The sequence below is a fragment of the Mesorhizobium sp. M0894 genome (assembly GCF_040319725.1).
Classification (GTDB): domain Bacteria; phylum Pseudomonadota; class Alphaproteobacteria; order Rhizobiales; family Rhizobiaceae; genus Mesorhizobium.
This window is the reverse complement of the sequence record NZ_JAMYOG010000008.1, coordinates 76,962-102,532: the sequence shown is the minus strand read 5'-3', so window position 1 is coordinate 102,532 and position 25,571 is coordinate 76,962. Positions and strand designations below refer to the sequence as shown.

Below are 25,571 nucleotides of genomic sequence, written 5' to 3'. Positions count from 1 at the left end.
CGAGCTAGCCGATCGCCTTCTCCAAAACCAGCGCCGGCAACCCTGTGGCGCCGCCGCAATCGGCCGTGTTGCCGGCGGGCAAGAACCCTCTCGAGCGGTAGAAGGCGATGGCCGGGGCATTTGCTTCCTTGACCTCGACGCGTAGCGTTCGGGCCTCCGGAAAGCTGGCCTCGATCTCGTCCAGCAGCGCCTGGCCGATGCCTTGCCTGTGCCAGGCCGGATGCACGTAAAGCTGGTTCAGCATGACGATCCTGGCATCCGTGGTGGCGGCGGCGAAAGCCATGCCGCCGATGCTTTTGCCGTCGTCGGCGACCAGGAACTCCGAGTTCGGCCGCGTCAGCCGTGCTTTGAGCGCGGCGATCGAATGCCATTCATCGGTGATTTCGGTAACCCGCGCCGCGCCGTAGATGGCGTCATAGGTGGCATGCCATGTCTCGATCAGCAATGCGCGCACCGCCGCCAGATCGCGCTCGCCGGCGGTGCGGACGAACATCCTACTCGATCCCGAGCTTGGCCTTGACCAGCTCGTTGACCGCCTGCGGATTGGCCTTGCCGCCGGTCGCCTTCATCACCTGGCCGACGAACCAGCCGGCCATGGTCGGCTTGGCGCGCGCCTGCTCGACCTTGTCCGGGTTGGCCGCGATCACCTCGTCGACCGCCTTTTCGATGGCGCCGGTATCGGTGACCTGCTTCATGCCACGGCTTTCGACCAGCTGACGCGGATCGCCGCCCTCGTTCCAGACGATCTCGAACAGATCCTTGGCGATCTTGCCGGAGATGGTGCCTTCCTTGATCAGGTCGATGACCGCACCAAGCTGGTCGGGCGAAACAGGAGCGTTTTCAATATCCTTGCCGGCCTTGTTCAAGGCTCCCAGGAGGTCGTTGATGACCCAGTTGGCGGCGAGCTTGCCGTCGCGCCCGGCCGCCACCTTCTCGAAATAATCGGCGACCGCCTTTTCCGATACCAGGATCGAGGCATCGTAGGTCGACAGGCCAAGCGACGAGATCAGCCGCGCCTTCTTGGCGTCGGGAAGTTCCGGCAGGTCCTTTGCCAACTCATCGACATAGGCCTGGTCGAATTCCAGCGGCAGAAGATCGGGATCCGGGAAATAGCGGTAGTCATGCGCTTCTTCCTTGGAGCGCATCGAGCGTGTCTCACCCTTGTTGGGGTCGAACAGCCGTGTTTCCTGCTCGATCCTGCCGCCGTCCTCGAGGATGGCAATCTGGCGGCGTGCTTCATAGTCGATGGCCTGGCCGATGAAGCGGATCGAGTTGACGTTCTTGATCTCGCAGCGCGTGCCGAATTCGCCGCCGGGCCGGCGCACCGAGACGTTGACGTCGGCCCGCAACGAGCCTTCGTCCATATTGCCGTCGCACGTGCCGAGATAGCGCACGATGGTGCGCAGCTTGGTGACATAGGCCTTGGCTTCATCGGCGGAGCGCATATCGGGCTTCGAGACGATCTCCATCAGCGCCACGCCGGAGCGATTGAGATCGACATAGGACATCGTCGCATGCTGGTCGTGCATCGACTTGCCGGCATCCTGCTCCAGGTGCAGGCGCTCGATGCCGACCTCGATGTCCTCGAATTCGCCCTGCCGATCCGGGCCGACCGAGACGATCACCTTGCCCTCGCCGACGATCGGCTGCTTGAACTGCGAGATCTGGTAGCCCTGCGGCAGATCGGGATAGAAATAGTTTTTCCTGTCGAAGACCGATTTGTGGTTGATCTCAGCCTTCAGGCCCAACCCGGTACGGATCGCCTGCTTGACGCATTCCTCGTTGATGACCGGCAGCATGCCGGGCATCGCCGCGTCGACCAGGCTGACATTGGCATTGGGCGCGGCGCCGAAAATGGTCGAGGCGCCGGAAAACAGCTTTGCCTGCGAGGTCACCTGCGCATGGACCTCGAGGCCGATGATGATCTCCCAGTCGCCGGTGGCGCTGGGAACCAGGCGCTTGGCGTCGGGCGTGCGGGTATCGATGAGGGTCATAGTGGCCTGCATAGTGGAATTGCGGATATGCGAGAACGCATATTTTGATGTGCAACTTCGCTAGTGCAAACCGCCAAGAGAGACAAGCGCAAAGCCGCGGGCGCCGACGCGGCACAGGCCCGCACCTGCCGCGATGGACTGCTATAGCAGCTTGAAAAAATTCAATGGCCGGCAACCCGGCCGCCCTCACCTATGCCGTGGCGATATAGGCCCTGATTTCCTCGGCCTCGCGCTCGACATCCTCGATGCGCCGCTTGACCACGTCGCCGATCGACACGATGCCGTCGAGCAGCCCGTTCTTTTCCACCGGCAGATGGCGGAAGCGGCCCTTGGTCATGATCTCCATGACCTCGTTGACGGTGTGGTTCTCATTGCAGATCTTCACCTTGGGCGTCATCGCCGAGCGGATGGCAAGGTCGAGCGCCGCCGCCCCCTCCTTGGCGAGAACCCGCACCACATCGCGCTCGGAAAGAATGCCGACGATCTTGTGATCGCCGTTGGTGATGACCAGCGCGCCGATCCTGTGTTCGGAAAGCATGCGGATGGCTTCGCTGAGCTTTTCGTTGGGCCCGAGCGTCACCACGTCGTGGCCTTTTGCCTCGAGAATTGCCTTAACAGTCATGACGTCCTCCTCTGCATTTCCTGCCGGCTCCTGCCTTGGCCGGCTTTCCCTAGTATGAACATGGTGCGCCGCGATCGGTTTCATTTCAAGTGCGGAGGTCTCAGGTGTCCGGCTCGTCCGCCTGTTGGAGCGCCTGCTCTCGCCGATCGAAGAACCGCAGGCCGAAGAAGCCGGCAAGAAAGCCGCCAATATGGGCTTCCCAGGCGATCTGGCCGTCAATGCCGGGCGCCAGGCCGAAGAGGCCGGTCGCCAGGTTGATCACCATCCACATGGCGAGAAAGGTGACGACGCCGCGCGAGCGCAGCACCGCCGCCATCGGCAAAGGCTGGCCGGCGAAGGCGGCCTTGCCCGACGAGCGGTCGATGCGGAAGCCATAGCGCGCCGCCGCACCCATCATGCCGGAAATCGCGCCGGAGGCGCCGACCAGCGGCGCTTCGCCAAGCGGATGCATGGCCCAGAACAGCGCCACCGCCGCCAGTCCGGTCGCGGCGAAGAACAGGCTGAAGCGCAACGCGCCGAAGCGGTTGGCCAGCGGTGAGCCGAAGGCCGCGAGCCACACCATGTTGATGGCAAGATGGGCAAAACCGCCATGCAGAAAGGCATAGGTAAAAGGGCTTGAAAACGCGAAGAAATCCAGGTCGAAGCGGCCGGAATAGCGGATCGGCACAAAGGCTGCCCGGACAAGCAATTCGAAGTCCTGGTCGTCGGTCAGCCAATAGACCCGGATCAGATGGACGGCGACGCAGATGCCGATCACCGCCAGCACCACGGGCGGCAGGTTGAACACCGGTTCACGGCGTTGCTCCGGTTCGCGGGCGGCAGGCCCACTCTCGCCCTGCTCGATCTCCGGTGGGCTTTCTGGGTCGCTCATATGGCTTGCACTCAGTCGCTGGATTGGACTTCGCGAGCATGTAGATCACGGCCAACCGAATCACAAACGGCGAATCAGCAGCTCCGAATCAAAAAAGAAGCCGTCCAAGGTTTCCCTTGAACGGCTGGTCGAGCCCCCTTGCTCCCCCTGAACTCTTGACTGAAGTGCTGCCGATCGTCGCAAAACGACCGCTTCTGGAGTGGTTTTGGTGTGCCACAGGCCTGGCCGGCGCGCAACGTAAACCAGTTGTTAACCTTAACCGCCCCGACCCGTGAACAAGTATTAACGATGCTGGCACGCATCCTGCTCCGCAACGCATGTAGGTCTTCGGAGGGCGCCCTTCTGTTCACCGATGGGACATCAGAAGACAGAATGCGCGGAGCAGCATTAGCATGAACCAGACCGGATCGATCACGCTGTTCCATTATTGGAACCGATTGCGTGACGGACGCCCTGCCCCGAAACGCTCGGAAGTCGAACCGGCCGACATCAAGTCGCTGCTGGCCGACACGTTCATCCTGGAAAAGGACACGCGCGGCGAAGCGGTGTTCCGGCTCGCCGGCACCAGGCTCTGCGCGGCCTATGGCCGCGAACTCAAGGGGTTTTCATTCCCTTCGCTGTGGCGCGAGAAGGACCAGCGGCTGATTTCGAAGCTGACCGATGGCGTCTTCGACCTGAAATCGGTGGTGCTCATCACCTATGAGGGTTTCAGCCGCAATGGCCGTTCCAACAGGTTCGAGCTGCTCGCACTGCCGCTCGACGGCGGTGTCGAGAGTCCGCGTTGCCTCGGCGTGATAAGCGCCGTTGAAAAGCCCTTCTGGCTGGGCGCCGACCCGGTTCTCGACGCGTTGATCGATTCGATCCGTGTCGTCGATCCCGACAAGGAGCCGATGTTCCTGAAGAACCGCCCGGCGATCGAAGTTCCCTCGCTCGCCCCATCGGAATTCGACCCGCCCGAGACGATTTCGGCGCTCGGCCAGGCCCGTCGCATCCGTCACCTGGTCGTCTTCGACGGCGGACGCGAAGAATGATGCCAAAGCTTAAAGCAACAGTGCCGGGCTTTCCCCTTTGTTAACCTGCTTTGTTGTAGTTTTCCGCTGAAATTCCCCGCATCCATGCGCGGAATGCCGAACGGGGTATGGCAGTCATGAGGTCAGCGGCGGTCGACCATGCGCCGTCCCAAGCTGAAAGGCGTAACTTTCAGCGCGTCCGCGTGAAGATTTACGGACGCTTCATGCTGGAAGACCGCACCGAACATCCCTGCCAGGTGGTCGACATGTCGCCCGGCAACGTCGCACTGCGCACCGAGCGCGCCGGCCTGCCGGGTGAAAAGGTCATTGCCTACATCGATCACATCGGCCGCATCGAGGGCGTCATCACCCGCACTTTGCAGGATGGCTTTGCGATGACCGTCATCGCGTCGGAACGCAAGCGGGACAAGCTCGCCGCGCAACTGACCTGGCTTGCCAACAAGCACGAGCTCGACCTGCCGGAAGACCGCCGCCATGAACGCGTGGCACCGCGCAACCCGACGAGCGTGCTGCAACTTGCTGACGGACGGCAGTACCAGTGCCGCATCATCGATCTGTCGCTGTCGGGCGCCGCGATCGAGATCGACGTCAAGCCGGCCATCGGCGTCCAGGTGACGCTGGGCACCATGCGCGGCCAGGTGGTGCGCCATTTCGAAGATGGCGTCGCCATCGAGTTCGCCGTCGTCCAGCGGCCGGAAACGCTCGACACCGAATTCAGCTCGCCGCGCGGCTGACGCGGAAGTTTTAGCACCATCGCGAAGGATCGCCATCCTAGCTGTTCGAACGGTGCGACGAAGCATAGGAATACACCCGGCTAGAATCCTTAAATAATTCTATACTCAATTGCATCAAATTTTATGTTTATTCTATTGGCGTTTTACTTAATGTCTACTTCGCGCTTTTGCGTCAAATAAATCCAGCCGTGTCATTGTCTCCTCAAACGGGGAGACTGAATAATGAAAAGGATGAGGGGCAAGCTGTTGCTGGCGGCAATAGCGATGCAGCTTTTCGGCTGGGGGATTGCAAGCGCGGCGGAGCCGGCGTTCATGCATACCGGCGGCCGTACCACGCAGCCGGTCGGTCACTACGAATTGTGCCAGCAGATTCCGCAGGAATGCAATCAGAGGACGCCGAACCGGGCACCGGTCGAACTCACCCGCAAGCTGTGGGCAACGATCGTCAAGATCAACAATTCGGTCAACAGCAGGGTCGCGCCGCGCACCGACATGGAAATGTGGGGCAAGGAAGAAGTCTGGTCGTTTCCCAAAGGCTTCGGCGACTGCGAGGACTATGCGCTGGAAAAGCGCCGCGAACTGATGAGCATGGGCGTGCCGGCCGGCGATCTGCTGATGACGGTGGTGCGCCAGCGCAACGGCGACGGCCATGCGGTGCTGACCGTGCGCACCAGCCTTGGAGAGTTCATCCTCGACAATCTCCAGCCCAAGGTGCTGTCCTGGACCAAGACCAGTTACACCTACCTGAAGCGCCAGTCCGACCGCAATTCCGGCGCCTGGGTAACGATCAACGACGGCCGCTCCGACGCGGTCGCCAGCGTCCGCTGAGGACGCCAATGCATGTCGCCCAAAAGTGCGTAGCGGTTTTGGGATAACGACATGCATAAAACAGAGGTTAAGTGCGTCGCATGACTTCGCGCTTTAGGAGAAACCCGGTCGAGTCCCCACCCTCCCCGTCCCCAACGACCGGGTTTAGGAGCCGGCCCCGTCCCCGGGCCGGCTCCACCATTTCTGGGCTTGCGATAGGCGGCCTTCACTGCCTGGCGCTAGACCTTCTTCAGCCCCGCCCTGAACCGCCTCCCATTGGCGACATAATGCGCGGCCGAGGCGCGTAGCCTCGCGATTGCTGTCTCGTCGAGCGTCCTGACGACGCGCGCGGGCGAGCCGACGATTAGCGAATTGTCGGGGAATTGCTTGCCTTCGGTGACCAGTGCACCAGCCCCGACCAGCGAGTTGTTGCCGATCTTCGCACCGTTCAGAACGATGGCGCCCATGCCGATCAGGCTGTTGTCGCCGATCGTGCAGCCATGCAGCAAGGCACGGTGGCCGATCGTGCAGCCCTGGCCGACGGTCAGCGGAAAGCCGGCGTCGGTGTGCATGATTGTGTGCTCCTGCACGTTTGTGTCGGTGCCGACGACGATCGGCTCGTCGTCGCCGCGGATAACGACGCCGAACCAGAAGCCGGCATTGCGGCCAATCCTGATATTGCCGATCAGCGTGGCATCGGGCGCGATCCAGTTGCTGTCGGCGTCCTCGAAGGCGGGCGCTTTTCCGTCAATCGCGTAGATCGGCATTGCTGTCTCCAGATCGTCTCACACCGACAAGCTGCCAGACCCTAGAAGCGAAGCCGCCCAGGACGCAATGGCGATCACCACCATGCCCAGCGCCAGCGCCCAGATGGTCGCCGTACAGCCGCAGAAGATCAGCCTCAGCACCGAGATGCGACGCTCGCGCCAGGCGTCCAGCGCCTCGTTGACGAACATCAGCGGCCCGGCGCAAGCCGTCGCGGCGAGCGAGCGCAGCATGTGCTTCGACGATACATAGGGCTGGACGAAGGCAAGCTTGCGGCCGGCGACCACTTCCATCGCCGATCCGGCCAGGCCGCAAGCCGTCAGCCCAGCCATAAAACTGAATATGATTTGTTCGACCGGGCTCATCTTTACCCTCCGTTTACCATGAAATCGCACAGTCGCCTGCAAAAGCTGCGTAGCAAGAGCCGTGCCGCGCCGAGATGTGCCGTTCAGGCACACCGATGGGACGGCAAACGAGGATCGCGATGAAGCAGGCAGCCGCCACAGAGGGCCCGCAACTCAGCGTCGTCGATTCGACGCTGATGAAGCGGGTGTTTTATGCATTCGCGACGCTGGCGCTGCTTTCGGTGGCGATCAGCCTTGGCGGCAAATGGTTCGGCCGCTCGATCGCCATGGCCGGGTACACCGACGACACCACGGTCCACGAGGTCGTCATCGGCAACAACATCATCGCCGTGCCGGCCAATGTCATCCGCTTTGCCCAGGCCCGGCGCGACGGCATCGCCTCGCGGCTCGACCTCTATCTGCGCTATCCCGAGATGAACGGCTACAGCGAGGCTGCCCGCAACGACTTCAACCACACCGCACCCAGCAAGGACATCATTTTCCTGTCGTTCGAGCCGCAGATGATGTCGCGCGACATGAGCGGCCGCTTTGCGCCGATCTACAGCGCGCTGATCGCCAAGCCGGGTACGCCCGGCCCTGGCGGCACCACACTTTACGCTTTCAGCGAAAAATCAGGCTATCTCAACGAAGTGCTGGCGGTCGCAAACCGCCCCGGCAAGGATCCGTTCGTTGCCCGCTGCCTGAGCGGCCCGAGCGCGGACGAGTCGCTGGCGCCCTGCGAACGCGACATCCTGGTCGGCGATGATCTCAGCCTCACCTACCGCTTCCCCCGGGAATTCCTGGGCGACTGGCAGGCGCTCGAAGCAGCGATTTCTGGCGAGGCGGCACGTATGCTGAAGACAGGGCGGTAGGGCTTGATCCTTCGACCGACCCTGAAGGGCTGTGGGCTGGAGCCCCGCCAATCGGGCTACCAATCTCCAGGGTTTGCGATTGGCTGTAGGCCCACCACGCCTTCGTCATCCTAGGGCGGAGCAGGAGCGAAGCGACGTCGCGGAGACCCTAGGATCCATGCCGTTACGCCAGTCGAAGAATGCAGCGGCTCAGAACGGTGCTTGCATCCGCAACAATGCCTACTACCCTTCAGCCATGACGGGCTATGCCTACATGACTGCAAGCCAGAAGCGCGGCACGATCTACATCGGTGTCACCAACGACCTCGGCCGCCGCATGCCGGAGCACAAATCTGGCGAAGGCTCGCGCTTCACCAGCCGCTACGGCGTACAGCGTCTGGTCTGGTACGAGGAACATTTCGACATTCGCGACGCCATCCAGCGCGAGAAGTCGCTGAAGCGCTGGCCACGCCGGTGGAAGATCGAGCTGATCGAGAAGACCAATCCAGAGTGGTTCGAACTGTTTCGCGGGACTGGTTGGTAGAGGACGCCCAGCCGGTGCCAAGAAGCATTCGATTCTGGTCAGAGTGGAGCACTGCCGCGAGGTAACGGCATGGATCCCAGGGTCTGCGCCGCGTCGCTTCGCTCCTTGCTCCGCCCTGGGATGACGAAGGGAGGGATGCTCCAGCCAGTCTCCGACGTCTGCGCTCCGCCATCAGGCGGTCCCGCCTGCAACAAGCAGGTCCGGCCAGCACCAAACTCCCGGCTCAGGCCAGATCGATGTCGAGGATCGCCATCGAGAAATTATAGTCGCCGTCGTCCTCGTCCTTGAAGACGATGCCGAGGAACTCGTCGCCGACATAGACCTCGGCCGAATCTTCCTTGCGCGGCCGCGCCTTCACTTCGAGTTTGGGGTTCTGGAAGGTGCGCTTGAAATAGGCGTCCAGCTTTCTGACTTCGTCCGGCTTCAACAGTCTTCTCCGATCGTCGCTTGCTCAAGTGCGTCGCGTCTGAAGAGATCGATGCGACGCGCTTTAAATCTTGCTTCATGCATGTCGCTATCCCAAAACCGCTGGGCACTTTTGGGCGACATGCATTGGTGAGCGCGCTTCTGGCACGTCGACAATGGCCATGTAAAGGCAAGCCGGCATAGGGGGCAGGAATTCAGCCCCTGCCCGAGCACTCAGATGTCGAAGCTGACGACGTGGTCCATCGTCTGCGACGGCAACAGCTGGTCCATCTGCCGCGAAGGCTGGTCGCAGCCGGTCTCGCCGACGACGCGGGCCGGCACGCCGGCAACCGTCTTGTTGTGCGGCACCGGCGACAGCACCACCGAGCCGGCCGCGATCTTCGAGCAATGGCCGATCTCGATGTTGCCGAGGATCTTGGCGCCGGCGCCGATCAGCACGCCGTAGCGGATCTTGGGATGGCGGTCGCCACCGGCCTTGCCGGTGCCGCCCAGCGTGACGCCGTGCAGGATCGACACGTCGTCCTCGATCACCGCTGTCTGGCCGACGACGAGGCCGGTGGCGTGGTCGAGGAAGATGCCCTTGCCGATGCGGGCGGCCGGATTGATGTCGGTCTGGAACACCGAGGACGATCGGCTCTGCAAATACAGCGCGAAATCCTGGCGGCCCTGGTTCCACAGCCAATGCGCCAGCCGGTGCGTCTGGATGGCATGAAAACCCTTGAAGTAGAGCACCGGCATGATGAAGCGGTCGCAGGCCGGATCGCGGTCGTAATAGGCCTGGATGTCGACGCGCACCGTCGTCGACCAGTCCTTGTCGTCGGCCGCCATCGCCTTGAATGTCTGGCGGATGAGGTCGGAGCCGATGTCCTGGTGGGCGAGGCGCTCGGCCAGCCGGTGGATAACCGCTTCTTCCAGGTTTTCCTGATTGAGGATGGTCGAATAGAGGAACGCCGCCAGCAGCGGATCGCGGTTGACCGCTTCCATTGCTTCATCGCGGATCGAACGCCAGATCGGATCTACCGGCTGCACCCTGGTGGGACGGGAAATCGTAACGCTGTTCATCTGATGTCTCCGGCCATCCAATGTCTCAGGCCATCCAATGTCTCGGCTTGGCGGCTTGCCTATTCTCCGGCCGCACCTATAAGCCAGATCATAGCACGGGTGAACTCAATTTTCCTTAGTGCTTCGTCAAATGGATTTGGTTGGCGGAATTTCAAGCAGCCATGGAAAACGCAACCTTGATGGACGAGACGCTGAAGCGCGAGCTTTCCGCGCTGTATGACGCCGCGGATCGCCACTACCACGACCTTGGCCACATCGAGGCGATGCTGGCGCTAGCCAACGATTACAAGGCATTGCTGCATGATCCTGAAGCAGTCGAAGCGGCGATCTGGTTCCACGACGCGATCTACGACGGCCGCGCCAAGGACAATGAGGCGAGGAGTGCCGCACTTGCCGAGACAAAGCTCGCCGGCCGCGCCGATGCACAACGCATCCGTCGCATCGCGGCGATGATCACTGCCACCGCCGGCCACGAATTGCCGTCCCTTGGCGACCAGCATTCCGTTCGTGACGCGGCGCTGTTCCTCGACATGGACCTGGCGATCCTGGGTGCTGCGCCTGACGTGTTCGACGCTTACGAACAGGCGGTTCGCCGCGAATATCAGTGGGTCGATGAGCCGATGTGGCGGGCCGGCCGTGCCGCTGTCCTAAAGGGCTTCCTCGCGCGTCCGCATATCTTCCATAGCGAGGAATTCCGCCGGCGCTTCGAAACCCAGGCCCGGCAAAACATGGCGCGCTCGCTCAGGGCGCTTGGCGATAACCTCAGCTCAGACAAATCCTAATCCGGAAACGTCTCCATGCGCTGCGCATAGGCCTTGAAACCGGCTCGCCCGTAGACAGATCGCGCGCCCGGATGATCGTGAGTGTCGGTGTGCAGCCAGACCCTTTCAGGTTCATGCGACCAGACGGCGCGCAGCGCCCGGTCGAGCAGGTATGGCCCAAGCTTGCGGCCCTGAAGAGCCGGAACGACCCCGAAATGGGCCAATTCGACAACCGGCTGGCCGACGCCCGTGAATTCGCACAGGCCGGCTGCTTCGCCATCGACGCGCAGGACATGGATATGCGTCGACGGGCTGGCGAGAAGGCGCTCAAGGTCGCCCAAGGGCATGCGCAGCCGCTGATCCCATTGCACAGGCTCGCCAACGGCGCGGTAGAGGCTGATGTAATCAGCGACGCCAAGCGTTTCGCGCATCACCGCCGCGCCCGGTGCGGGTGCGGCAAAGCCGCCGCTGGACGGCGGCTCGGTCATCTCCAGATAGGTGACGACAAGATCGACCATGGCAACTCGCGCAGATTTGAAGCTGAGGGGTCGCGTCGGTCGCTTGCCTGCCGGAGGCTTGTCGAGATCAGGTGAATGCGCCAAAAGTCGATGCCATTGCCCACAGCATGAACCCCCCGGCCGCAAGCGACGCGCCATTGACCACGATGCCAGCCAGGCCGAGCACACGATTGTCGTCTGGGCGCCCCACGGCCATCAAGCCGAAGACCACGCCGATAAGATGTGCCAAAGGGCCGGCCATAAAAAATACCGCAGCGAAGAAGCCCGTCGCACTGTTCTGGAGCAGTGGGGAGGCGTCGCTCGGCATTGCTATCAACGCGGTGATCGCAATCGCCCCTGTCGCCAATGCGGCCACCGCTAGAACAACGGACCATTCGCCGAACCTGCTTTTCGCAACGACGCCCGGCAAAGCGGCGTCGCTTCTTCCCCATTGTGCCATCGTACCCCCCCTGCCCTCGTTCAGCGCGTGGCGGGTTTGAACCGATCCACACGTCGCGCTTATTTACTGCTGTATCGTTGCAAAACCGCTAAGAACCCAGCTTCAGGCCCGATGGCCGCTTTTGGGAGCCATCCATCAAAGTGGATGCTCTGCATAAAACTCCAGCACACGCTGCTTGAAGGATTTGTCGCCGACCGCCAGCATGTGGTCGCGGCCTTCGATATGAAATGCCCTGGCGTTCGGCATCAAGGCAGCGAGTTCATCCGGCGAGCCGCCGATGTCGTCCTTGGTTCCCACCGCAATCAAGGTCGGCTGGGCAATGCGGGCAATGTCGGCCTCGCTCAGCAATTCGCGTGAGGTGGCGATGCAGGCGGCGAGCGCCCGGCGATCGCTGCGGGTCTGGTCGGCGAAGGCGCGGAACGAGCGGCCGCGCGGGTCGCTGGTGCCTGCGGGATCCTCGGCCAAGAGGGCGTCGGCTATCGGATCCCAGTCGCCGACGCCGTCGACCATGCCGATGCCGAGACCGCCGAAGACCAGCGTCGCCACCTTGTCCGGCTCGGAGAGCGCCAGGAAGGCCGATATGCGCGCGCCCATCGAATAACCCATGACATGGGCGCGTTCGATGCCGAGATGGTTCAAAAGCGCTGCCGCGTCGGACGCCATTTTTGCCGGCGTGTAGTCTGCTTCGTCATAGCTTTTCGACGACGAGCCATGGCCGCGATTGTCGAAGGCGATCGCACGGTAGCCGGCATCGTTCAGCGTCTTGAACCAGCCGGGCGACACCCAGTTGACGTAGTGGCTCGACGCAAAGCCGTGGATCATCAGCACCGGATCGCCCTGCCCCGATGCTGGCTGGCGGTCAAGGAAAGCAAGCTCGAAACCGTCATGGGAGAAGAACTGCATCGGCCGAAGATCCTGCCCGTTCAGTCGGAATCGACATTCGGCGCATCGCCCTTGTCGGGCGGCGGCATGGCTGGCCCCGCCGCCGTGCCGATGGCCGGATGGCGCAGCAGGTCGCCGTCCTTGATGCCCTTTTTGGCGGCGGTTCCTGCCTTGAGCTCGAGCACGAAGCGCACCGGTTCGTCCGGCGAGATGATCGCCTCCGACTGCGGCTCGCCTTGCTTGATCGCCCGGATCCGGCCGTCCTGGCCGACGAAGATCAGGTCGAGCCGCAGCGGCGTGTTCTTCATCCAGAAACTCACATCCTGCGGCGCACCGAAGACGAACAGCATTCCGTGATTGTCGGCCATGTGGCGGCGGAACATCAGGCCGGCCTCGCGCTCGGCGGGCGTGTCGGCGATTTCGACGGAAAAAGAACGCTCGCCGGCCTTCGTCACCGCGACCAGCGGCGCCGGGTCGACCGGAAGGATCATCGCCTTGCCGTCGGCCGAACTCGGTTGCTGAAAATAGAAGAAGGCGCTTGTGGCGACGATGAGGAAAATCCCGGCGCAGAGCGCGCCCGCCGTCAGCCGGTTCCTGTGAGCCATATGAAATCCTCGGCCGGAACTAATGCGAGACCGGCAAGGTACCCATATCGGGGTGAATTTCGGCAGCCATAAGGCCTTTGTCGCCGCGTCCGAAGCGGACCAGCACCACCTGGCCCGGACGGAGTTCGGTGATGCCGTAGCGGCGCAGCGTCTCCATGTGGACGAAAATGTCCTCGGTGCCCTCGCCCCGGGTCAGAAAGCCGAACCCCTTGGTGCGGTTGAACCATTTCACCAGCGCCCGTTCGAGGCCGCTTTCCGGCGTCACCGCGACATGGGTGCGCTGCTCCTGCAGCTCTGCCGGATGCACCGCCGTGGTGACATCCATCGAGAGCACGCGGAAAGCCTGCAGCCCGCGCTCGCCCTGCTTGACCAGGCAGACAACGCGGGCGCCTTCCAGGGCGGTCTGAAAACCGTCCTTTCGAAGGCATGTCACATGGAGGAGGATGTCGCCCGAAGAACCATCATCGGGAAGGATGAAACCGTAGCCCTTGGCCACGTCGAACCATTTGATGGCGCCGGCGATTTCGACGAGATCGGCCGTATCGGCGCTCTCATCCCGCTTCAACGCATCGCTACCGGCCCCGTCCCGCCCCATGAAAGAGGCCTTTTCCCCCATAAGAACGCCCCCTTTTTTCAAGAAACACCGCAACTGATTCTTGACGCCAGATTAACACCGCGGCTTCCGGTGTGTGCAAGACCTGACGTGCCTTTTTTCACGGTTCCATACAGGAATAGCGGATTTGTCGTTTGCCGGCGCCGGCAAGCGTGGCCAATTGCCCTTTGGCCGGGCCGCCCCTATGTTGCGCCGCAACGCAACATACGGAGGAAATCCATGCGCTATCTGCATACCATGGTCCGCGTCGCCGACATCGATGCTTCGCTCGATTTCTACTGCAACAAGCTTGGCCTGAAGGAAGTGCGCCGCCACGAAAGCGAGCAGGGCCGCTACACGCTGATCTTCCTCGCCGCGCCCCAAGACGAGCAAAGCGGCATCAGCGAGAAAGCGCCGCTGGTCGAGCTGACCTACAATTGGGATCCGGAAGACTACAAGGGCGGCCGCAATTTCGGCCATCTCGCCTATGAGGTCGACGACATCTACGCCACCTGCCAGCGGCTGATGGACAATGGCGTCACCATCAACCGGCCGCCGCGCGACGGCAACATGGCGTTCGTCAAATCGCCGGACGGCATCTCGATCGAGCTGTTGCAGAAAGGCCCGGCAAAGCCGAAGGCCGAGCCCTGGGCGTCGATGCCGAACACCGGAAGCTGGTAACCGATCACGCCATCTTGAGCGGACATCGCCTGGCCCTGGTTCGGTTTCGCGTCCGCATTCCCAAGGAGAATTCATTCATGCCGACCAGCCATGTCGACGTCGCCACCGAACATGCCAGCCGCTATCTGCAGCAGCTGTGCAAACATTGGGCGCACAAATTCCCGGTCGAATTCGACCCGAACCACGGCAGCATCGATCTGACGCTCGGCCGCACTATTCTCGATGCCGACCCGACGGCGCTGCATATTGCGGTGACGACCGACGAGGCCGCCTCGCTCGAGCGCCTGGAAACGGTCGTCGCCGACCACATCAAGCGCTTCGCCTTCCGCGAAGAGCTGGCATTCGACTGGAAACGCGCTCCGGCCGCGTAGACGACCTATCAACCGCCGGCCTTGGCCATCTCCAGCAGCATCAGCACGGTGCGCCAATTGCGCGCCGTGCCGGGCACCTTCAGAACGCGCGGGATGAGATTGGCAAAGACCGATTTGCCGAGCCCGTCGGGCGCATGCAGGTAAAGCACGTCGCCCTTGATCTCGAAGCGTTCGGGCCCAGTGCATTTTTCCGCCAGCCGGGCGAACTCGTCGGCGGTCGGCTGGCGCTCCAGCGCATAGGCGTGCAGCTTGGTCGGCTCGCCCGCGACTTCCGGATAGGGATTTTCCGCCGCCAGCCGCTCGAGCCAGCCGAGATCGCGCACCATGATGCGCGAGTGGAATCTCCATTTCTTTTCGAATTCCGCTTCCAACCGCCTGGTCAGCATCGCCGCATCGCCATCTGGCGACCGGAAGACGGCGTTGCCGCTCTGCACATAGGTGGCGATATCTGAGAAACCGAGTTCCTCGAAGAATGACCTGAGTTCTACCATTTTGACGATGCGATTGCCGCCGACGTTGATGCCGGAAAACAGCGCGACAAAAACCTTTCCCTGAGCGCTCGGAAGATCGTTGCTGCTCATATGATGAACCCGGCGAGCGTCTCGTTGTCGGTAATGTCCTGATAGTGGACGCTCTCGGCGTCGAAATTCGCCTTTAGCAGGTCGAAATTGCGGCGGTCCTTGGTTTCGATGCCGATCAGAACCGAACCGAAATTGCGCGCCGATTTCTTCAGATATTCGAAGCGGGCGATGTCGTCGTCGGGGCCAAGCAATTCGAGGAAATCGCGCAACGCGCCGGGCCGCTGCGGAAAACGGATGATGAAGTATTTCTTCAAGCCCTCGAAGCGCAGCGCCCGTTCCTTCACATCCGGCAGCCGCTCGAAATCGAAATTGCCGCCGGACACCACGGCAACGATGGTCTTGCCCCTGATTTCCTTTTTGGGAAAATCTTTCAGCGCGTCGATCGCCAGCGCGCCGGCCGGCTCCAGCACGACGCCTTCGACATTGAGCATTTCGATCATGGTCGCGCAGAGCCGATTTTCCGGAATCAGCCGCACTGCGTCGGCGGCAAACTCCCTGAGGTGGCGCAGCGGCTCGCGGCCGATCTCGGCCACCGCCGCGCCGTCGACGAAATTGTCGACCTTGGCGAGCTTTACCCGCTTTCCGGCGGCGAGGCTCTCGCTCAGGCTCGGGGCGCCTGCCGGCTCGCAAAAGACGAAGCGTGTTTCACGCTGCTGGTCGGCGAAATAATGGGTGACGCCGGCGGCCAGGCCACCGCCGCCGACGGGCAGCATGACGATATCAGCCATGCGCGCCCCGGGCATCTGGCCTGATATCTCGTAGGCGACGGTCGCTTGTCCTTCGATGATGTCCTTATGGTCGAACGGGGGCACCATGTGGGCGCCGGCAGTTTCGGTGAATTCGAGTGCGGCGCGATAGCAGTCGTCGAAGAAATCGCCGACCAGCCTGATCTCGACGAATTCGCCGCCGAACAGCCGCGTCTTGTCGATCTTCTGCTGCGGCGTCGTCACCGGCATGAAGACGACGCCCTTTTTGCCGAAATGACGGCAGACGAAGGCAAAGCCCTGCGCATGATTGCCGGCCGAAGCGCAGACAAACAGCTCGGCATTGTTGCCGGCGGCCAGCGTCTTGCGGAAGAAGTTGAAGGCGCCGCGGATCTTGTAGGAGCGCACCGGCGTCAGGTCCTCGCGCTTCAGCAGCACCCGCGCGCCGGTCTTCTTCGACAGATAGTCGTTTTCCTGCAGCGGCGTTTCCGGAAAGATCTCGCGGATCGCGGCAGCGGCGGCAGCGACGCGAGAGGAGAAACTGGTCATGGCAAGAGCACCCCACAGGCTAGCCGAATTCGGTCCCGCTATTGCATATCCGGCCTCGCGAAGCCATTGTCCGGTCACCCGAAAGGGTGTTCCCAAAACCTCGTTGGCCGTTAGGAGCGTCTGTTCATGCCTGTCGCATCGGTGGCCCGGAAAACCGTGTCGCTGCCGGAGTTCGGCGAGCCGACGGTGATGCCGCTGGTTACGCGCGCCACCTATGAGGCCCGTATCGCGGCGCTGGTCGCACTTGGCCGGTTCGATGTCTTCGTCGTCTATGGCGACCGCGAACATGCGGCCAATGTCGCCTACCTCTGCGGCTACGATCCGCGCTTCGAGGAGACGCTGCTGGTCATCGTTCCCGGCAAGTCGCCGAAACTGCTGGTCGGCAATGAGGGCTGGGGCTATGCCGAGATCTGCGACGGGCCGTACGAGCGCGTGCTCTACCAGACGTTTTCGCTGCCGGCGCAGCCGCGCGACCGCTTGCAAGCGCTGGCCGACATCCTCGTCGATTGCGGCCTGAAAGCCCGCCAGCGCATCGGCGCCATCGGCTGGAAGCCGTTCGGCCCCGGCGATGCGGGTTTTGGCGAAACGACGCTCGACCTGCCGTCCTTCATCGCCGACACGTTGCGCAGCCTTGCCGGCGATAGGAATGCTGTAACGGGGGGCGTGATCGTCAACGCGGCGAACCTTTTGATGAACCCTGCCGACGGCCTGCGCGCTATCAACGAGGCCGACCAGCTGGCCGCATTCGAATTCGCCGCGACCTATTCCTCGCAAGGCCTGCGCAATGTCCTGCAAGGCATCGAACCCGGCATGACCGAATTGCAGGCGGCGCGGCTGATGGGTATCAACGGCCTGCCGCAATGCTGCCACCCGATGCTGTCGGCCGGCAGGCGGGCGGCCTATGGCCTGCCGAGCCCGCGGCTCGAAATCATCAAGCGCGGCGACCCGATCACCATGGCCTATGGCATCCAGGGCTCGCTCAATGCCCGCGCCGGTTTTCTGGTCGAGGACGCGGCCGAGCTTCCAAGGGGCATCCAGGACTATGTCGAGAAGCTGGTCGCGCCCTATTTCTGTGCCGTCGTCGACTGGTACGAGACGGTCGGCATCGGCGTTCCCGGCGGCGCGTTGTGGCAAGCGGTGCACGATCGCATTGGCGCTCCGTTCTTTGGCGTGTCGCTCAATCCCGGCCATCTCATCCATATCGACGAATGGATGCATTCGCCGATATTTTCCGGCTCCGACATCAGATTGAAGTCGGGCATGGCCTTGCAGGTCGACATCATCCCGGCGACCGGCACCGATTATTTCACCACCAACATCGAGGACGGCATCGCGCTGGCTGACGAGGCGCTGCGCGAAGAGATCGCCGCGCGCTATCCCGAAGCCTGGCACCGCATCGAGGCGCGCCGCGCCTTCATGACCGACGTGCTCGGCATAAGGCTGAAGCCGGAAGTGCTGCCCTTTTCCAACATTCCGGCCTTCCTGCCGCCGTTCTGGCTTTCGCGCAACAGTGCGATGGCAGTCGAGCGGCGCTGAGCGCATTTCGGCGCCTGCGACTTACTTCCGCCGCACTTCGGCTGTCCGGGAGATGCGGCGGAGGTGGATGGGCCTTTGGTTAGGCCGGAGTGGAATTGCTTAAGTGCCCTTGAAGACGATTTGCATCATTGTCCTTGCCGCGCTGCTCGCCGGCTGCGGCGGCCGCCAAACCGAGGAACTGCTCGGCAGCGCCATGATGGCGGTGCCGGTGACGGAAATCGCCGGCAACCACTCGATCTTCATCGCCACCACGCGCAAGCGCTCCGACGATCCCAACAAGGTCTTCGACGGCGAGCGCTCGGCGACGCTGAACTATGCCCGCGTCAACGTCACCGTCCCCGGCATCCACAAGACAGGCCAGATCGAGCGGCGCTCGCGCGGCAAGTCGGACGATCCGGCCAAATACTTCATGGCTTCCGAGGTCGTCGGCTACGACACCCAGCCGAAATTCTCCAGTGCGCTCAGCGCCGACATCGCGGCGCGCGGCGGCCGCGTCATGGTCTTCGTCCACGGCTACAACACCGGCTTCGACGCCGCCGTCTATCGCGTCACCCAGATCACCCATGATTCCGGCTATCCCGGCACGCCGGTGCTGTTTTCCTGGGCGTCGGGCGCCAAGACCACCGACTATGTCTACGACAAGGAAAGCGCCAGCGTTGCCCGCGACCAGCTGGAAGTGACGCTGAGAATGCTGGCGCAGACCGGCGCGCGGCGCATCGACATCGTCGCCCATTCGCTGGGGACCTGGGTCACCATGGAGGCGCTGCGCCAGCTCGCCATCACCGGCGACCGCGATCTCGGCGGCAAGCTCGGCGACGTCGTGCTGGCCTCGCCCGACATCGACGTCGACGTGTTCAAGAGCCAAATGCGCCGCTACGGCAAGCCGGACAAGCCGTTCATCCTGCTGCTCTCCGACGATGACCGGGCGCTGCGGCTGTCCGGCCTGATCGCCGGCGCGCGGCCGCGGGTCGGCGACTACAAGGACGCCGCCGACCTCGCCAGCTATGGCGTGTCGGTCGTCGATCTCTCCAGCGTCAAGGGCGTCGACCGCTTCAATCACACCAAATTCGCCGACAACCCGGAATTGGTGCAGTTGATCGGCCAGAAGCTGCGCGAGGATGACGGGTTTGCCAGCGACCGCGAGGTGACCGACCGCATCGCCTCGGTCGGACAATAGCTGCATTGCGCGGCAGTGATTGTTGACCATGCCGCACCATCGGAACAGTTTAAACTGGACCGTGCCGGCCTCTGCCTCTATCGAATAGGCCAAGACGTCTCCGGCTCGACGTCGCCTTTGCGGGAGCCCGCGTGACCGTGCCTTCGAAGATCTTTCTCGTCGTTGCGTTCGCGCTCGCGCTGGCAGGCTGCGCCGGCCAGAACACGCACGATCTGCTCAACAAGACGACGATCACGGTGCCTGCTGCCGATATCGCGGCGACGCATAAGATCTTCGTCGCCACAACCCGGCAAAAGGCGACGAAAGAGCCCCGGCAGGTGTTCGACGGAGACCGCTCGCCGACCACCAGCTTTGCCAGCGTCGAGGTGACCGTTCCCAAGGTCCACCAGGTCGGCGCCATCGAACGGGTCAAGGGCTCGGCCAACAGCAATCCGGCGAAGGATTTCACGGCGACCGGCGTCACCTTCTACGAAGGCGCGCCGCAATTCGCCAAGGCGGTCGGCGCCGACATCGCCATGCGCGGCGACCGGGCGCTGGTTTTCGTGCATGGCTTCAACAACGGCTTCGACGACGGCATCTACCGGCTGACGCAGATCGCGCATGACACGAAATATCCCGGCACGCCGGTGCTGTTTTCGTGGGCCTCGAGCGGCAAAACGACCGGCTACATCTACGACAAGGAAAGCGCCAATGCGGCGCGCGACGATCTCGAAGCGACGCTGCGTATGCTTGCCAAGAGCCGCGCCAAGAGCATCGACATCATTGCCCATTCGATGGGGACCTGGGTGACCATGGAAGCATTGCGCCAGCTTGCCATCACCGGCGACCGCGACCTTGGCGGCAAGCTCGGCTACGTCATCCTGGCTTCCCCCGACATCGACGTCGACGTGTTCAAGAAGCAGATGATCCGCTACGGCAAGCCAGACAAGCCGTTCGCCGTGCTGCTTTCGGGCGACGACCGGGCGCTCAGGCTGTCGACCCTTATCTCCGGCGACAAGCCACGCGTCGGCGACTATGGCGACGCGGCCGACCTCGCCAGCTATGGCGTCTCGGTGGTCGACCTGACCAAGACCAAGGGCGGCGACCGGCTGAACCACGCCAAATTCGCCGACAACCCGTTCCTGGTGCAGTTGCTCGGCGACCGCCTGCGCGCCCCGGCCGGCCTCGCCTCCGAAGAGACCGCGCCGGCCCAGCTCGACAATCTCGGCCAGGGCCTCGGCAAGGCCGTCGGCTCGGTCGCCGAGATCGTCATCACCACGCCGTTCAAGGTGCTGACCATCGCCACCGGCGGGTGAGGCGGCCGCTGAGCGGTCACTGTTGACGTCAGTTCGGAACAAAGCGCACGGCAGCGATCCTTCGCGCCCCCCTCTGTCCTGCCGGACATCTCCCCCACTTGGGGGGAGATTGGCCGCCACCTCGGCTTTTGCCAATCGCCAACGTTGCTGAACGAGCCGGCGGCGAAGCTGCCGATCTCCCCCCTCGTGGGGGAGATGTCCGGCAGGACAGAGGGGGGCGCTGTCCCGCCGGCATCAAAAGGTTTCCACACCGCAGCAACCCTAAACGAACAGATCAACCTTCTGGAACGTCGTCACGTCGATCAGGCCGACGTCGGAAATCCTGAGCTCGGGGATGACGACCAGCGCCAGCAGCGAGTGCTGCATGTAGGCGTTGTTGAGTGAGCAGCCCATCTGGCGCATGGCGTCGCTGAGTTTGTCCGCCTTGGCGGCGACGATTTCCGCCCGCTCGTTCGACATCAGCCCGGCGATCGGCATTTCGACCAGCGCCAGCTCCTTGCCGTTGGAAAACAGCACGACGCCGCCGCCGACCTCGCCCAGCCGGTTCACGGCCAGGGCCATATCCTGCTTGTTGGTGCCGACGACGATGATGTGGTGGGCATCGTGCGCCACGCTGGAGGCCATGGCGCAGTCGCCGATATAGCCGAAGCCGGAGACGAAGGCGTTGGTGACGCCGCCGGTGCCCTTGTGACGCTCGACCAATGCGATCTGGCAGACATCGTTGCGGCGGTCCATGGCGACCAGTCCGTCCTCCACCGCAAGATCGGCCTCCAGCGCCCGCGTCGGCGCCTGGTTCTCGATGACGCCGATGACGCGTACCCGTACCTCGTTGGCGCCCTTGGGTGCCGCGATATCGAAATCCGCAGGTTTGAGCTTCTTGCCGAGCTTGACGGTGTTCTTCGCCGTCCGCGGATAATTGTAGGCCGGAATGTCGATTTCGAGCTTGCCGCCCTTGGCCAGCCTGACGCCGCGGGCATAGACTTCGTCGATGGTCATTTCGGCCAGGTCGGAGACGATCAGCAGATCGGCAAGCCGTCCCGGCGCGATCGAGCCGATCTCGCGTTCCAGCTTGAAATGCTGGGCGGTGTTGAGCGTCGCCATCTGGATCGCCGTCACCGGCTTCAAGCCCTGGCTGATGGCGTGGCGCACGACCCGGTCCATGTGGCCTTCATGCACCAGCGTGCCGGAATGGCTGTCGTCGGTGCACAGGATGAAGTTGCGCGGGTCGAGCCCGCTCTCCGTCACCGCCTTGATCTGCGATGCCACGTCGTACCAGGCCGAGCCCAGCCGCAGCATCGCCTTCATGCCCTGGCGGACGCGCGCGATGGCGTCCTCGGCGCGCGTGCCTTCGTGGTCGTCCTCCGGGCCGCCGGCGACATAGCCATGGAACGGCAGGCCGAGATCGCGCGAGGCATAATGCCCGCCGACCGTCTTGCCGGCCCTCACCGTCGCCGCGATCTCGCCCGACATCACCGGATCGTTGGCGGCGACGCCCGGAAAATTCATCACCTCGCCGAGCCCGATGATGTTCTCCCAGGTCATCGCCTCGGCAACGTCGGCGACGGTCAGCTCGGCGCCAGCATGCTCCAGCCCCGGCGCCGACGGCACGCAGGACGGCATCTGCACATGCACGTTGACCGGCATGGCGACCGCCTCGTCATGCATCAGCCGCACGCCCTGAAGGCCGAGCACATTGGCGATCTCATGCGGATCGATGAACATCGAGGTGGTGCCATGCGGGATCACCGCGCGGCAAAATTCCGTCACCGTCACCATGCCGCTCTCGACATGCATATGCGCGTCGCAAAGCCCCGGCACCAGATAGCGGCCGCCGGCATCGACCACCTTGGTGCCCTGGCCGATGGCATGGCCGGCATTCGGCCCGCAATAGGCGAAGCGGCCGCCGGCAATGGCGATGTCGGTGCCGGCGATGATCTCGCCCGAATGGACGTTGACCCAGCGCCCGTTGCGGATGACGAGATCGGCGGGTTTGCGGCCCATGGCGACATCGACCAGATGCGTCGCCATCTCGGCCCAGGGTTTTGGTTTCGTCGCATTGGCGGTCTTCGGCATCAAACAGGCTCCTCTTTGCCCGACTGTGCCAAGCCGGGAGGATTTTGACCAGCGAGGAAGTAAGCGCCGACGGCGAAACTGCCGATCTCCTCTCTCAAGGGGGTGATGTCGCCGAAGGCGACAGAGGGGTCGGGACGTCCTGACGCGAACCGTTGCCGCGAACAAAACGGGCTGGCGCGCGACGACCCCCTCTGGCCTACCCTCTTTGCCACAACTTGCCATCTCCCCCACAAGGAGGGAGATTGATGCCACCATGGCTTTCGCCAATCGCCAAGGGCATTTTGCGTCGGCCGCAGCAACTTTGTTCTTGCTTTGTGCCGGCAGCTATGCTACTAATTTGGGTATGGTGCCAATTGGCTCCAACGACCCGTCCTCCCGAGGCGGGTTTTTTTTATTGCGCCATTCATGGCAAATGGCCCAGGCGGAATACGATTCCGTTGCGGCCAATCAGCCTTCGTCTCGTTAGAGGATCCTTCTGAATCGACGCTCGCGGAGTTTGACGCACTCCATCGTTCGAGCCTTCGGCCGGTTCAATCAATTCGATCGCGAACTGTCACTTCTTGCTCGGATCGTCTGCCGGGTTGACGTAGGTGATCTTGAATGGCCCCTCGCCATGAACCTGGATGATCGTTTCGCTTGTCGTCCAGGCGAAGTGATTCATTCCGGCCGGCGCGACGCCGAAGCCGCCAGCAGTCAGTTCGACGCCTTTCGCCTCGTCGAACTTATCGCCCATTCCAACATGGAAGTTGCCGGAAAGCACCGTTACGTATTCCGTGGTGGGATGATTATGTGCGGCAATTTTGTAGCCGGCGGGTGTCTTCAACCGCAGCACAAAGGCGCCGTCCTTTGAGGGATCTCCCGCGACAACAGCCATTTCCGCCCCAGCGGGAATGGCAGCAGGAGCAGGACCCCATTTGATGTCTTTGGCGTTCATCGGCATCTCATCGGCAAACAGAGGCGCCGTCCCAACAAGCAGCAGTGCCAGGGCAGAGGCAAGCTTGAGCATGACAATCTCCCAGTGTTTGTAGAGGATGGCGTCGAGTATCGGAGCGCCGATCCACTTGCCACTTCGAGCCTTACCAGGGCAGAGCGCCCGAACGCATCCTGCGAACGGGGGACGCGCATTCGCGGTAGCCGCGGAAGCTGCCGCTAAAAACATTTCCAAGTGAAACGATTTTGTTTGTATCACTGTAGGTGATCGGCCTCGCTAGCTTCCAGTGCCAGATTTGTCGACGGCAGAAGACGGCTTGACGGCCTTTGGCTGGCGGCTGAAAAGGGCTGGCCTGCGGACGTGGCGGAATTGGTAGACGCAAGGGACTTAAAATCCCTCGATCTCTGATCGTACGGGTTCGATTCCCGTCGTCCGCACCAGATTTGGAGTTGCGAAATAATTCGACTTTTTCAGATTTGCCGGACGCCCTGCTAAAAATTGTCCGGGGTATCCGCGAGGGTATCCATTCACTTATCGCTAAGGTGGAGTCGCGCCATGGCATGGTCTGACCTGCTTTTGTTTGCCCCCGGTATCCTTGGCGTCGCCGCCATGGGTTTGGCCAAGTTGCCCGACCTCATCGATGCCATCACTGGCGACGACCAAGCACCGTTCGACCGCTTCGATTCCGAGGCCCGGAATCGTGGTCTGGACTATGCCGGGATGACGAAGAAATGGGATGTTCGTACCGTCTTCGCTCAGCTTCGCACCGATGCCAGCAACGCCGTGGCGGCCGATGTGGAGAATTGGGCACCGGTCATGAACGATTCGATGAACTCCGCGCTGAAGGCTAATCCGCAGCGTGCTCACGAAGTAAGAGGTATGTTGGCCGGGTTGAGCTATTCCCACATTCTCTATGAGCATGAGGCCCGCGCCGTCGCCGCCCGCGCTTCGGATTCGCTGCAAAACCAGCGCTCGACCCGGCCGCAGCGTGTCGATATAGAATGCCCTGAAAAAGAGCCAAAAGGGGCAATCTGGTGAATTCCTATCTCCGTCCGCCGATTGTCGAAGCTGTCGTTGAGTTCGTCACAAATAATTCGATATCCTTTGACGACCTGCAGGCAATGTCGAACAAGGTAGCGGGCGACTACAAGAACCAATCCATTGAAAAGGGCATTCAGGTTCGCATCGACACGCTAGGTGGTGCTGCCACAGTCCATTCCGATCAAACACCTGATCGCTTCCGAAGGACTTCGGATGACCAAGCAGATATCGTAATCTTCGCGGATACCAGCCTGATAGTTGCACGTGCCGCACCCTATCCAGGGTGGGAAGTTTTAAGTGAACGCATTGGGAAAAACTGGCGTATTTGGTCAAAGGGACCATCGGGAAGGAGTGTTGTTCGGCTTGGGGCTAGGTTTATTAACCGTATAGACATACCAATTAACGGCGAAGAACGCATTGAACTCAACGACTATTTAAATTTCTTGCCGCAAGTCCCAAAGATTTCCGACAAGCCGATGTCCTCATTTCTAGTTCAAGCGTCAATGCCGACAGCCAATCCTCATTGGGACTGCAACATTATGTCTACCATAGTTGCACCGTCGCCATTGCTGAACCATATGTCCCTTTTGTTGGACATTGACGTCTTTAGGATGCGCGACATACCATCCAAAAGTGCCGATGTTCTGGCGATTCTCGAAGAGGCGCGGCCGTTGAAGAACATCATCTTTGAGCGCTGCATTACCGACCGAACCAGAGATTTATTTCGATGACAAGAACTACCCATACGGTAGCGGCTCATCCACGAACCCTGACGGCGCTGCCC

30 protein-coding genes and 1 tRNA gene are annotated in these 25,571 nt (G+C 62.2%); 14 read left to right on the top strand and 17 right to left on the bottom strand.

Annotation, left to right across the window (positions count from 1 at the left end; all coding sequences use genetic code 11):
• Positions 1-4: 4 nt before the first annotated feature.
• The 4 genes from NKH91_RS17350 to NKH91_RS17335 all read right to left on the bottom strand — a co-directional run bounded on the left by NKH91_RS17350 (position 5) and on the right by NKH91_RS17335 (position 3,487).
• Positions 5-493: a GNAT family N-acetyltransferase gene (locus NKH91_RS17350; RefSeq protein WP_352844930.1), complete on the bottom strand. Its 489-nt coding sequence runs from the start codon at positions 491-493 to the stop codon at positions 5-7.
• Between the two features lies 1 nt (position 494).
• Positions 495-1,994 (bottom strand): Asp-tRNA(Asn)/Glu-tRNA(Gln) amidotransferase subunit GatB, encoded by a 1,500-nt coding sequence (gene gatB, locus NKH91_RS17345; protein ID WP_352844931.1) that lies wholly within the window; start codon positions 1,992-1,994, stop codon positions 495-497.
• A gap of 190 nt (positions 1,995-2,184) precedes the next feature.
• Positions 2,185-2,616, bottom strand: coding sequence for a CBS domain-containing protein (locus NKH91_RS17340; protein WP_023717464.1), 432 nt, complete (start codon positions 2,614-2,616; stop codon positions 2,185-2,187).
• A gap of 100 nt (positions 2,617-2,716) precedes the next feature.
• The gene (locus NKH91_RS17335) at positions 2,717-3,487 is read right to left on the bottom strand and encodes a rhomboid family intramembrane serine protease (RefSeq protein ID WP_023717463.1); all 771 of its coding nucleotides are present in this window, start codon (positions 3,485-3,487) and stop codon (positions 2,717-2,719) included.
• A 392-nt stretch (positions 3,488-3,879) separates the two neighbouring features.
• On the opposite strand from NKH91_RS17335, the gene NKH91_RS17330 reads away from it, so the two are divergent.
• The 3 genes from NKH91_RS17330 (at position 3,880) to NKH91_RS17320 (ending at position 6,080) form a co-directional block, all read left to right on the top strand.
• Positions 3,880-4,518, top strand: coding sequence for a PAS domain-containing protein (locus NKH91_RS17330; RefSeq protein ID WP_352496722.1), 639 nt, complete (start codon positions 3,880-3,882; stop codon positions 4,516-4,518).
• Positions 4,519-4,634: 116 nt separating this feature from the next.
• On the top strand, positions 4,635-5,252 hold the full coding sequence (locus NKH91_RS17325; protein WP_352844933.1) for a PilZ domain-containing protein: 618 nt from the start codon (positions 4,635-4,637) through the stop codon (positions 5,250-5,252).
• Positions 5,253-5,483: 231 nt separating this feature from the next.
• Positions 5,484-6,080, top strand: a complete 597-nt coding sequence (locus NKH91_RS17320; RefSeq protein ID WP_352845202.1) for a transglutaminase-like cysteine peptidase — start codon at positions 5,484-5,486, stop codon at positions 6,078-6,080.
• Between the two features lie 218 nt (positions 6,081-6,298).
• Here the strand turns inward: NKH91_RS17320 and NKH91_RS17315 are convergent, their stop codons facing one another.
• Both NKH91_RS17315 and NKH91_RS17310 read right to left on the bottom strand, forming a co-directional pair.
• Entirely contained in the window at positions 6,299-6,826 is a 528-nt protein-coding gene (locus NKH91_RS17315; RefSeq protein ID WP_352844934.1) for a gamma carbonic anhydrase family protein, read from the bottom strand.
• Positions 6,827-6,844: 18 nt separating this feature from the next.
• Positions 6,845-7,189, bottom strand: coding sequence for a DUF6949 family protein (locus NKH91_RS17310; protein ID WP_352844936.1), 345 nt, complete (start codon positions 7,187-7,189; stop codon positions 6,845-6,847).
• Between the two features lie 119 nt (positions 7,190-7,308).
• On the opposite strand from NKH91_RS17310, the gene NKH91_RS17305 reads away from it, so the two are divergent.
• Positions 7,309-8,040, top strand: coding sequence for a hypothetical protein (locus tag NKH91_RS17305; RefSeq protein WP_352844938.1), 732 nt, complete (start codon positions 7,309-7,311; stop codon positions 8,038-8,040).
• Between the two features lie 235 nt (positions 8,041-8,275).
• Positions 8,276-8,563, top strand: a complete 288-nt coding sequence (locus tag NKH91_RS17300; protein WP_352481307.1) for a GIY-YIG nuclease family protein — start codon at positions 8,276-8,278, stop codon at positions 8,561-8,563.
• A 223-nt stretch (positions 8,564-8,786) separates the two neighbouring features.
• On the opposite strand, the gene NKH91_RS17295 is transcribed toward NKH91_RS17300, so the two are convergent.
• Positions 8,787-8,990, bottom strand: coding sequence for a DUF3126 family protein (locus tag NKH91_RS17295; RefSeq protein WP_352884221.1), 204 nt, complete (start codon positions 8,988-8,990; stop codon positions 8,787-8,789).
• Between the two features lie 212 nt (positions 8,991-9,202).
• Positions 9,203-10,051 (bottom strand): serine O-acetyltransferase, encoded by an 849-nt coding sequence (cysE, locus tag NKH91_RS17290; RefSeq protein ID WP_023717455.1) that lies wholly within the window; start codon positions 10,049-10,051, stop codon positions 9,203-9,205.
• Between the two features lie 161 nt (positions 10,052-10,212).
• Between cysE and NKH91_RS17285 the strand changes: the two genes are divergently transcribed.
• On the top strand, positions 10,213-10,833 hold the full coding sequence (locus NKH91_RS17285; RefSeq protein ID WP_352844939.1) for an HD domain-containing protein: 621 nt from the start codon (positions 10,213-10,215) through the stop codon (positions 10,831-10,833).
• Here the strand turns inward: NKH91_RS17285 and NKH91_RS17280 are convergent.
• The 5 genes from NKH91_RS17280 to NKH91_RS17260 form a co-directional block, all read right to left on the bottom strand.
• Positions 10,830-11,330 (bottom strand): GNAT family N-acetyltransferase, encoded by a 501-nt coding sequence (locus NKH91_RS17280; protein WP_352495844.1) that lies wholly within the window; start codon positions 11,328-11,330, stop codon positions 10,830-10,832. The genes NKH91_RS17285 and NKH91_RS17280 overlap by 4 nt on opposite strands.
• Before the next feature lie 67 nt (positions 11,331-11,397).
• On the bottom strand, positions 11,398-11,769 hold the full coding sequence (locus NKH91_RS17275; RefSeq protein ID WP_352495843.1) for a hypothetical protein: 372 nt from the start codon (positions 11,767-11,769) through the stop codon (positions 11,398-11,400).
• Between the two features lie 135 nt (positions 11,770-11,904).
• Complete coding sequence (locus tag NKH91_RS17270; protein ID WP_352495842.1) at positions 11,905-12,672, bottom strand: alpha/beta fold hydrolase; 768 nt, start codon at positions 12,670-12,672, stop codon at positions 11,905-11,907.
• Between the two features lie 20 nt (positions 12,673-12,692).
• Positions 12,693-13,256, bottom strand: coding sequence for a DUF192 domain-containing protein (locus NKH91_RS17265; RefSeq protein ID WP_352495841.1), 564 nt, complete (start codon positions 13,254-13,256; stop codon positions 12,693-12,695).
• Positions 13,257-13,275: 19 nt separating this feature from the next.
• On the bottom strand, positions 13,276-13,872 hold the full coding sequence (locus tag NKH91_RS17260; RefSeq protein ID WP_502895906.1) for a cold-shock protein: 597 nt from the start codon (positions 13,870-13,872) through the stop codon (positions 13,276-13,278).
• 216 nt (positions 13,873-14,088) lie between these two features.
• On the opposite strand from NKH91_RS17260, the gene gloA reads away from it, so the two are divergent.
• Complete coding sequence (gene gloA / locus NKH91_RS17255; protein ID WP_352481131.1) at positions 14,089-14,529, top strand: lactoylglutathione lyase; 441 nt, start codon at positions 14,089-14,091, stop codon at positions 14,527-14,529.
• A gap of 77 nt (positions 14,530-14,606) precedes the next feature.
• Entirely contained in the window at positions 14,607-14,900 is a 294-nt protein-coding gene (locus tag NKH91_RS17250; protein WP_352481132.1) for a DUF2218 domain-containing protein, read from the top strand.
• 8 nt (positions 14,901-14,908) lie between these two features.
• Here the strand turns inward: NKH91_RS17250 and NKH91_RS17245 are convergent, their stop codons facing one another.
• Both NKH91_RS17245 and ilvA read right to left on the bottom strand, forming a co-directional pair.
• Positions 14,909-15,481 (bottom strand): DUF1697 domain-containing protein, encoded by a 573-nt coding sequence (locus tag NKH91_RS17245; protein WP_352844941.1) that lies wholly within the window; start codon positions 15,479-15,481, stop codon positions 14,909-14,911.
• Complete coding sequence (gene ilvA / locus NKH91_RS17240; protein ID WP_352495840.1) at positions 15,478-16,734, bottom strand: threonine ammonia-lyase IlvA; 1,257 nt, start codon at positions 16,732-16,734, stop codon at positions 15,478-15,480. The genes NKH91_RS17245 and ilvA overlap by 4 nt, the downstream gene beginning before the upstream one ends.
• A 126-nt stretch (positions 16,735-16,860) precedes the next feature.
• Here ilvA and NKH91_RS17235 point away from each other — a divergent pair, with 126 nt between their 5' ends.
• The 3 genes from NKH91_RS17235 (at position 16,861) to NKH91_RS17225 (ending at position 20,742) form a co-directional block, all read left to right on the top strand.
• Positions 16,861-18,270 (top strand): M24 family metallopeptidase, encoded by a 1,410-nt coding sequence (locus NKH91_RS17235; RefSeq protein WP_352495839.1) that lies wholly within the window; start codon positions 16,861-16,863, stop codon positions 18,268-18,270.
• Between the two features lie 103 nt (positions 18,271-18,373).
• Positions 18,374-19,447, top strand: a complete 1,074-nt coding sequence (locus NKH91_RS17230; RefSeq protein ID WP_352481136.1) for an alpha/beta hydrolase — start codon at positions 18,374-18,376, stop codon at positions 19,445-19,447.
• A 131-nt stretch (positions 19,448-19,578) separates the two neighbouring features.
• A complete protein-coding gene (locus tag NKH91_RS17225) occupies positions 19,579-20,742 on the top strand; it encodes an alpha/beta hydrolase (RefSeq protein WP_352495838.1) in 1,164 nt (387 codons plus the stop codon).
• A 261-nt stretch (positions 20,743-21,003) separates the two neighbouring features.
• Here NKH91_RS17225 and ade read toward each other — a convergent pair whose 3' ends face one another.
• Positions 21,004-22,815: an adenine deaminase gene (gene ade, locus NKH91_RS17220; protein WP_352495837.1), complete on the bottom strand. Its 1,812-nt coding sequence runs from the start codon at positions 22,813-22,815 to the stop codon at positions 21,004-21,006.
• 553 nt (positions 22,816-23,368) lie between these two features.
• Positions 23,369-23,821 (bottom strand): cupin domain-containing protein, encoded by a 453-nt coding sequence (locus NKH91_RS17215; RefSeq protein ID WP_023717441.1) that lies wholly within the window; start codon positions 23,819-23,821, stop codon positions 23,369-23,371.
• 279 nt (positions 23,822-24,100) lie between these two features.
• On the opposite strand from NKH91_RS17215, the gene NKH91_RS17210 reads away from it, so the two are divergent.
• From NKH91_RS17210 to NKH91_RS17200, 3 genes are all read left to right on the top strand, one after another.
• Positions 24,101-24,186 (top strand) — tRNA-Leu (locus tag NKH91_RS17210).
• 115 nt (positions 24,187-24,301) lie between these two features.
• Positions 24,302-24,784 carry a hypothetical protein gene (locus tag NKH91_RS17205; RefSeq protein WP_352495835.1) on the top strand — a complete coding sequence of 161 codons (483 nt, stop codon included), beginning with the start codon at positions 24,302-24,304 and terminating at the stop codon, positions 24,782-24,784.
• Positions 24,781-25,518: a TIGR04255 family protein gene (locus NKH91_RS17200; RefSeq protein WP_352495834.1), complete on the top strand. Its 738-nt coding sequence runs from the start codon at positions 24,781-24,783 to the stop codon at positions 25,516-25,518. Before NKH91_RS17205 ends, NKH91_RS17200 begins: the two co-directional genes overlap by 4 nt.
• Positions 25,519-25,571: the final 53 nt, after the last annotated feature.

Bases quoted from the DNA above. Each gene is read 5' to 3' on its own strand.
- gloA (WP_352481131.1), top strand. From the start codon at position 14,089: ATGCGCTATCTGCATACCATGGTCCGCGTCGCCGACATCGATGCTTCG.
- NKH91_RS17350 (WP_352844930.1), bottom strand. From the start codon at position 493: ATGTTCGTCCGCACCGCCGGCGAGCGCGATCTGGCGGCGGTGCGCGCA.
- NKH91_RS17265 (WP_352495841.1), bottom strand. From the start codon at position 13,256: ATGGCTCACAGGAACCGGCTGACGGCGGGCGCGCTCTGCGCCGGGATT.
- NKH91_RS17320 (WP_352845202.1), top strand. From the start codon at position 5,484: ATGAGGGGCAAGCTGTTGCTGGCGGCAATAGCGATGCAGCTTTTCGGC.
- ade (WP_352495837.1), bottom strand. From the start codon at position 22,815: ATGCCGAAGACCGCCAATGCGACGAAACCAAAACCCTGGGCCGAGATG.
- NKH91_RS17315 (WP_352844934.1), bottom strand. From the start codon at position 6,826: ATGCCGATCTACGCGATTGACGGAAAAGCGCCCGCCTTCGAGGACGCC.
- NKH91_RS17275 (WP_352495843.1), bottom strand. From the start codon at position 11,769: ATGGCACAATGGGGAAGAAGCGACGCCGCTTTGCCGGGCGTCGTTGCG.
- NKH91_RS17340 (WP_023717464.1), bottom strand. From the start codon at position 2,616: ATGACTGTTAAGGCAATTCTCGAGGCAAAAGGCCACGACGTGGTGACG.
- NKH91_RS17270 (WP_352495842.1), bottom strand. From the start codon at position 12,672: ATGCAGTTCTTCTCCCATGACGGTTTCGAGCTTGCTTTCCTTGACCGC.
- NKH91_RS17280 (WP_352495844.1), bottom strand. From the start codon at position 11,330: ATGGTCGATCTTGTCGTCACCTATCTGGAGATGACCGAGCCGCCGTCC.
- NKH91_RS17305 (WP_352844938.1), top strand. From the start codon at position 7,309: ATGAAGCAGGCAGCCGCCACAGAGGGCCCGCAACTCAGCGTCGTCGAT.
- gatB (WP_352844931.1), bottom strand. From the start codon at position 1,994: ATGACCCTCATCGATACCCGCACGCCCGACGCCAAGCGCCTGGTTCCC.
- NKH91_RS17205 (WP_352495835.1), top strand. From the start codon at position 24,302: ATGGCATGGTCTGACCTGCTTTTGTTTGCCCCCGGTATCCTTGGCGTC.
- NKH91_RS17310 (WP_352844936.1), bottom strand. From the start codon at position 7,189: ATGAGCCCGGTCGAACAAATCATATTCAGTTTTATGGCTGGGCTGACG.
- NKH91_RS17260 (WP_502895906.1), bottom strand. From the start codon at position 13,872: ATGGGGGAAAAGGCCTCTTTCATGGGGCGGGACGGGGCCGGTAGCGAT.
- NKH91_RS17245 (WP_352844941.1), bottom strand. From the start codon at position 15,481: ATGAGCAGCAACGATCTTCCGAGCGCTCAGGGAAAGGTTTTTGTCGCG.
- NKH91_RS17300 (WP_352481307.1), top strand. From the start codon at position 8,276: ATGACGGGCTATGCCTACATGACTGCAAGCCAGAAGCGCGGCACGATC.
- NKH91_RS17235 (WP_352495839.1), top strand. From the start codon at position 16,861: ATGCCTGTCGCATCGGTGGCCCGGAAAACCGTGTCGCTGCCGGAGTTC.
- NKH91_RS17215 (WP_023717441.1), bottom strand. From the start codon at position 23,821: ATGCTCAAGCTTGCCTCTGCCCTGGCACTGCTGCTTGTTGGGACGGCG.
- NKH91_RS17330 (WP_352496722.1), top strand. From the start codon at position 3,880: ATGAACCAGACCGGATCGATCACGCTGTTCCATTATTGGAACCGATTG.
- NKH91_RS17250 (WP_352481132.1), top strand. From the start codon at position 14,607: ATGCCGACCAGCCATGTCGACGTCGCCACCGAACATGCCAGCCGCTAT.
- cysE (WP_023717455.1), bottom strand. From the start codon at position 10,051: ATGAACAGCGTTACGATTTCCCGTCCCACCAGGGTGCAGCCGGTAGAT.
- ilvA (WP_352495840.1), bottom strand. From the start codon at position 16,734: ATGACCAGTTTCTCCTCTCGCGTCGCTGCCGCCGCTGCCGCGATCCGC.
- NKH91_RS17325 (WP_352844933.1), top strand. From the start codon at position 4,635: ATGAGGTCAGCGGCGGTCGACCATGCGCCGTCCCAAGCTGAAAGGCGT.
- NKH91_RS17335 (WP_023717463.1), bottom strand. From the start codon at position 3,487: ATGAGCGACCCAGAAAGCCCACCGGAGATCGAGCAGGGCGAGAGTGGG.
- NKH91_RS17285 (WP_352844939.1), top strand. From the start codon at position 10,213: ATGGAAAACGCAACCTTGATGGACGAGACGCTGAAGCGCGAGCTTTCC.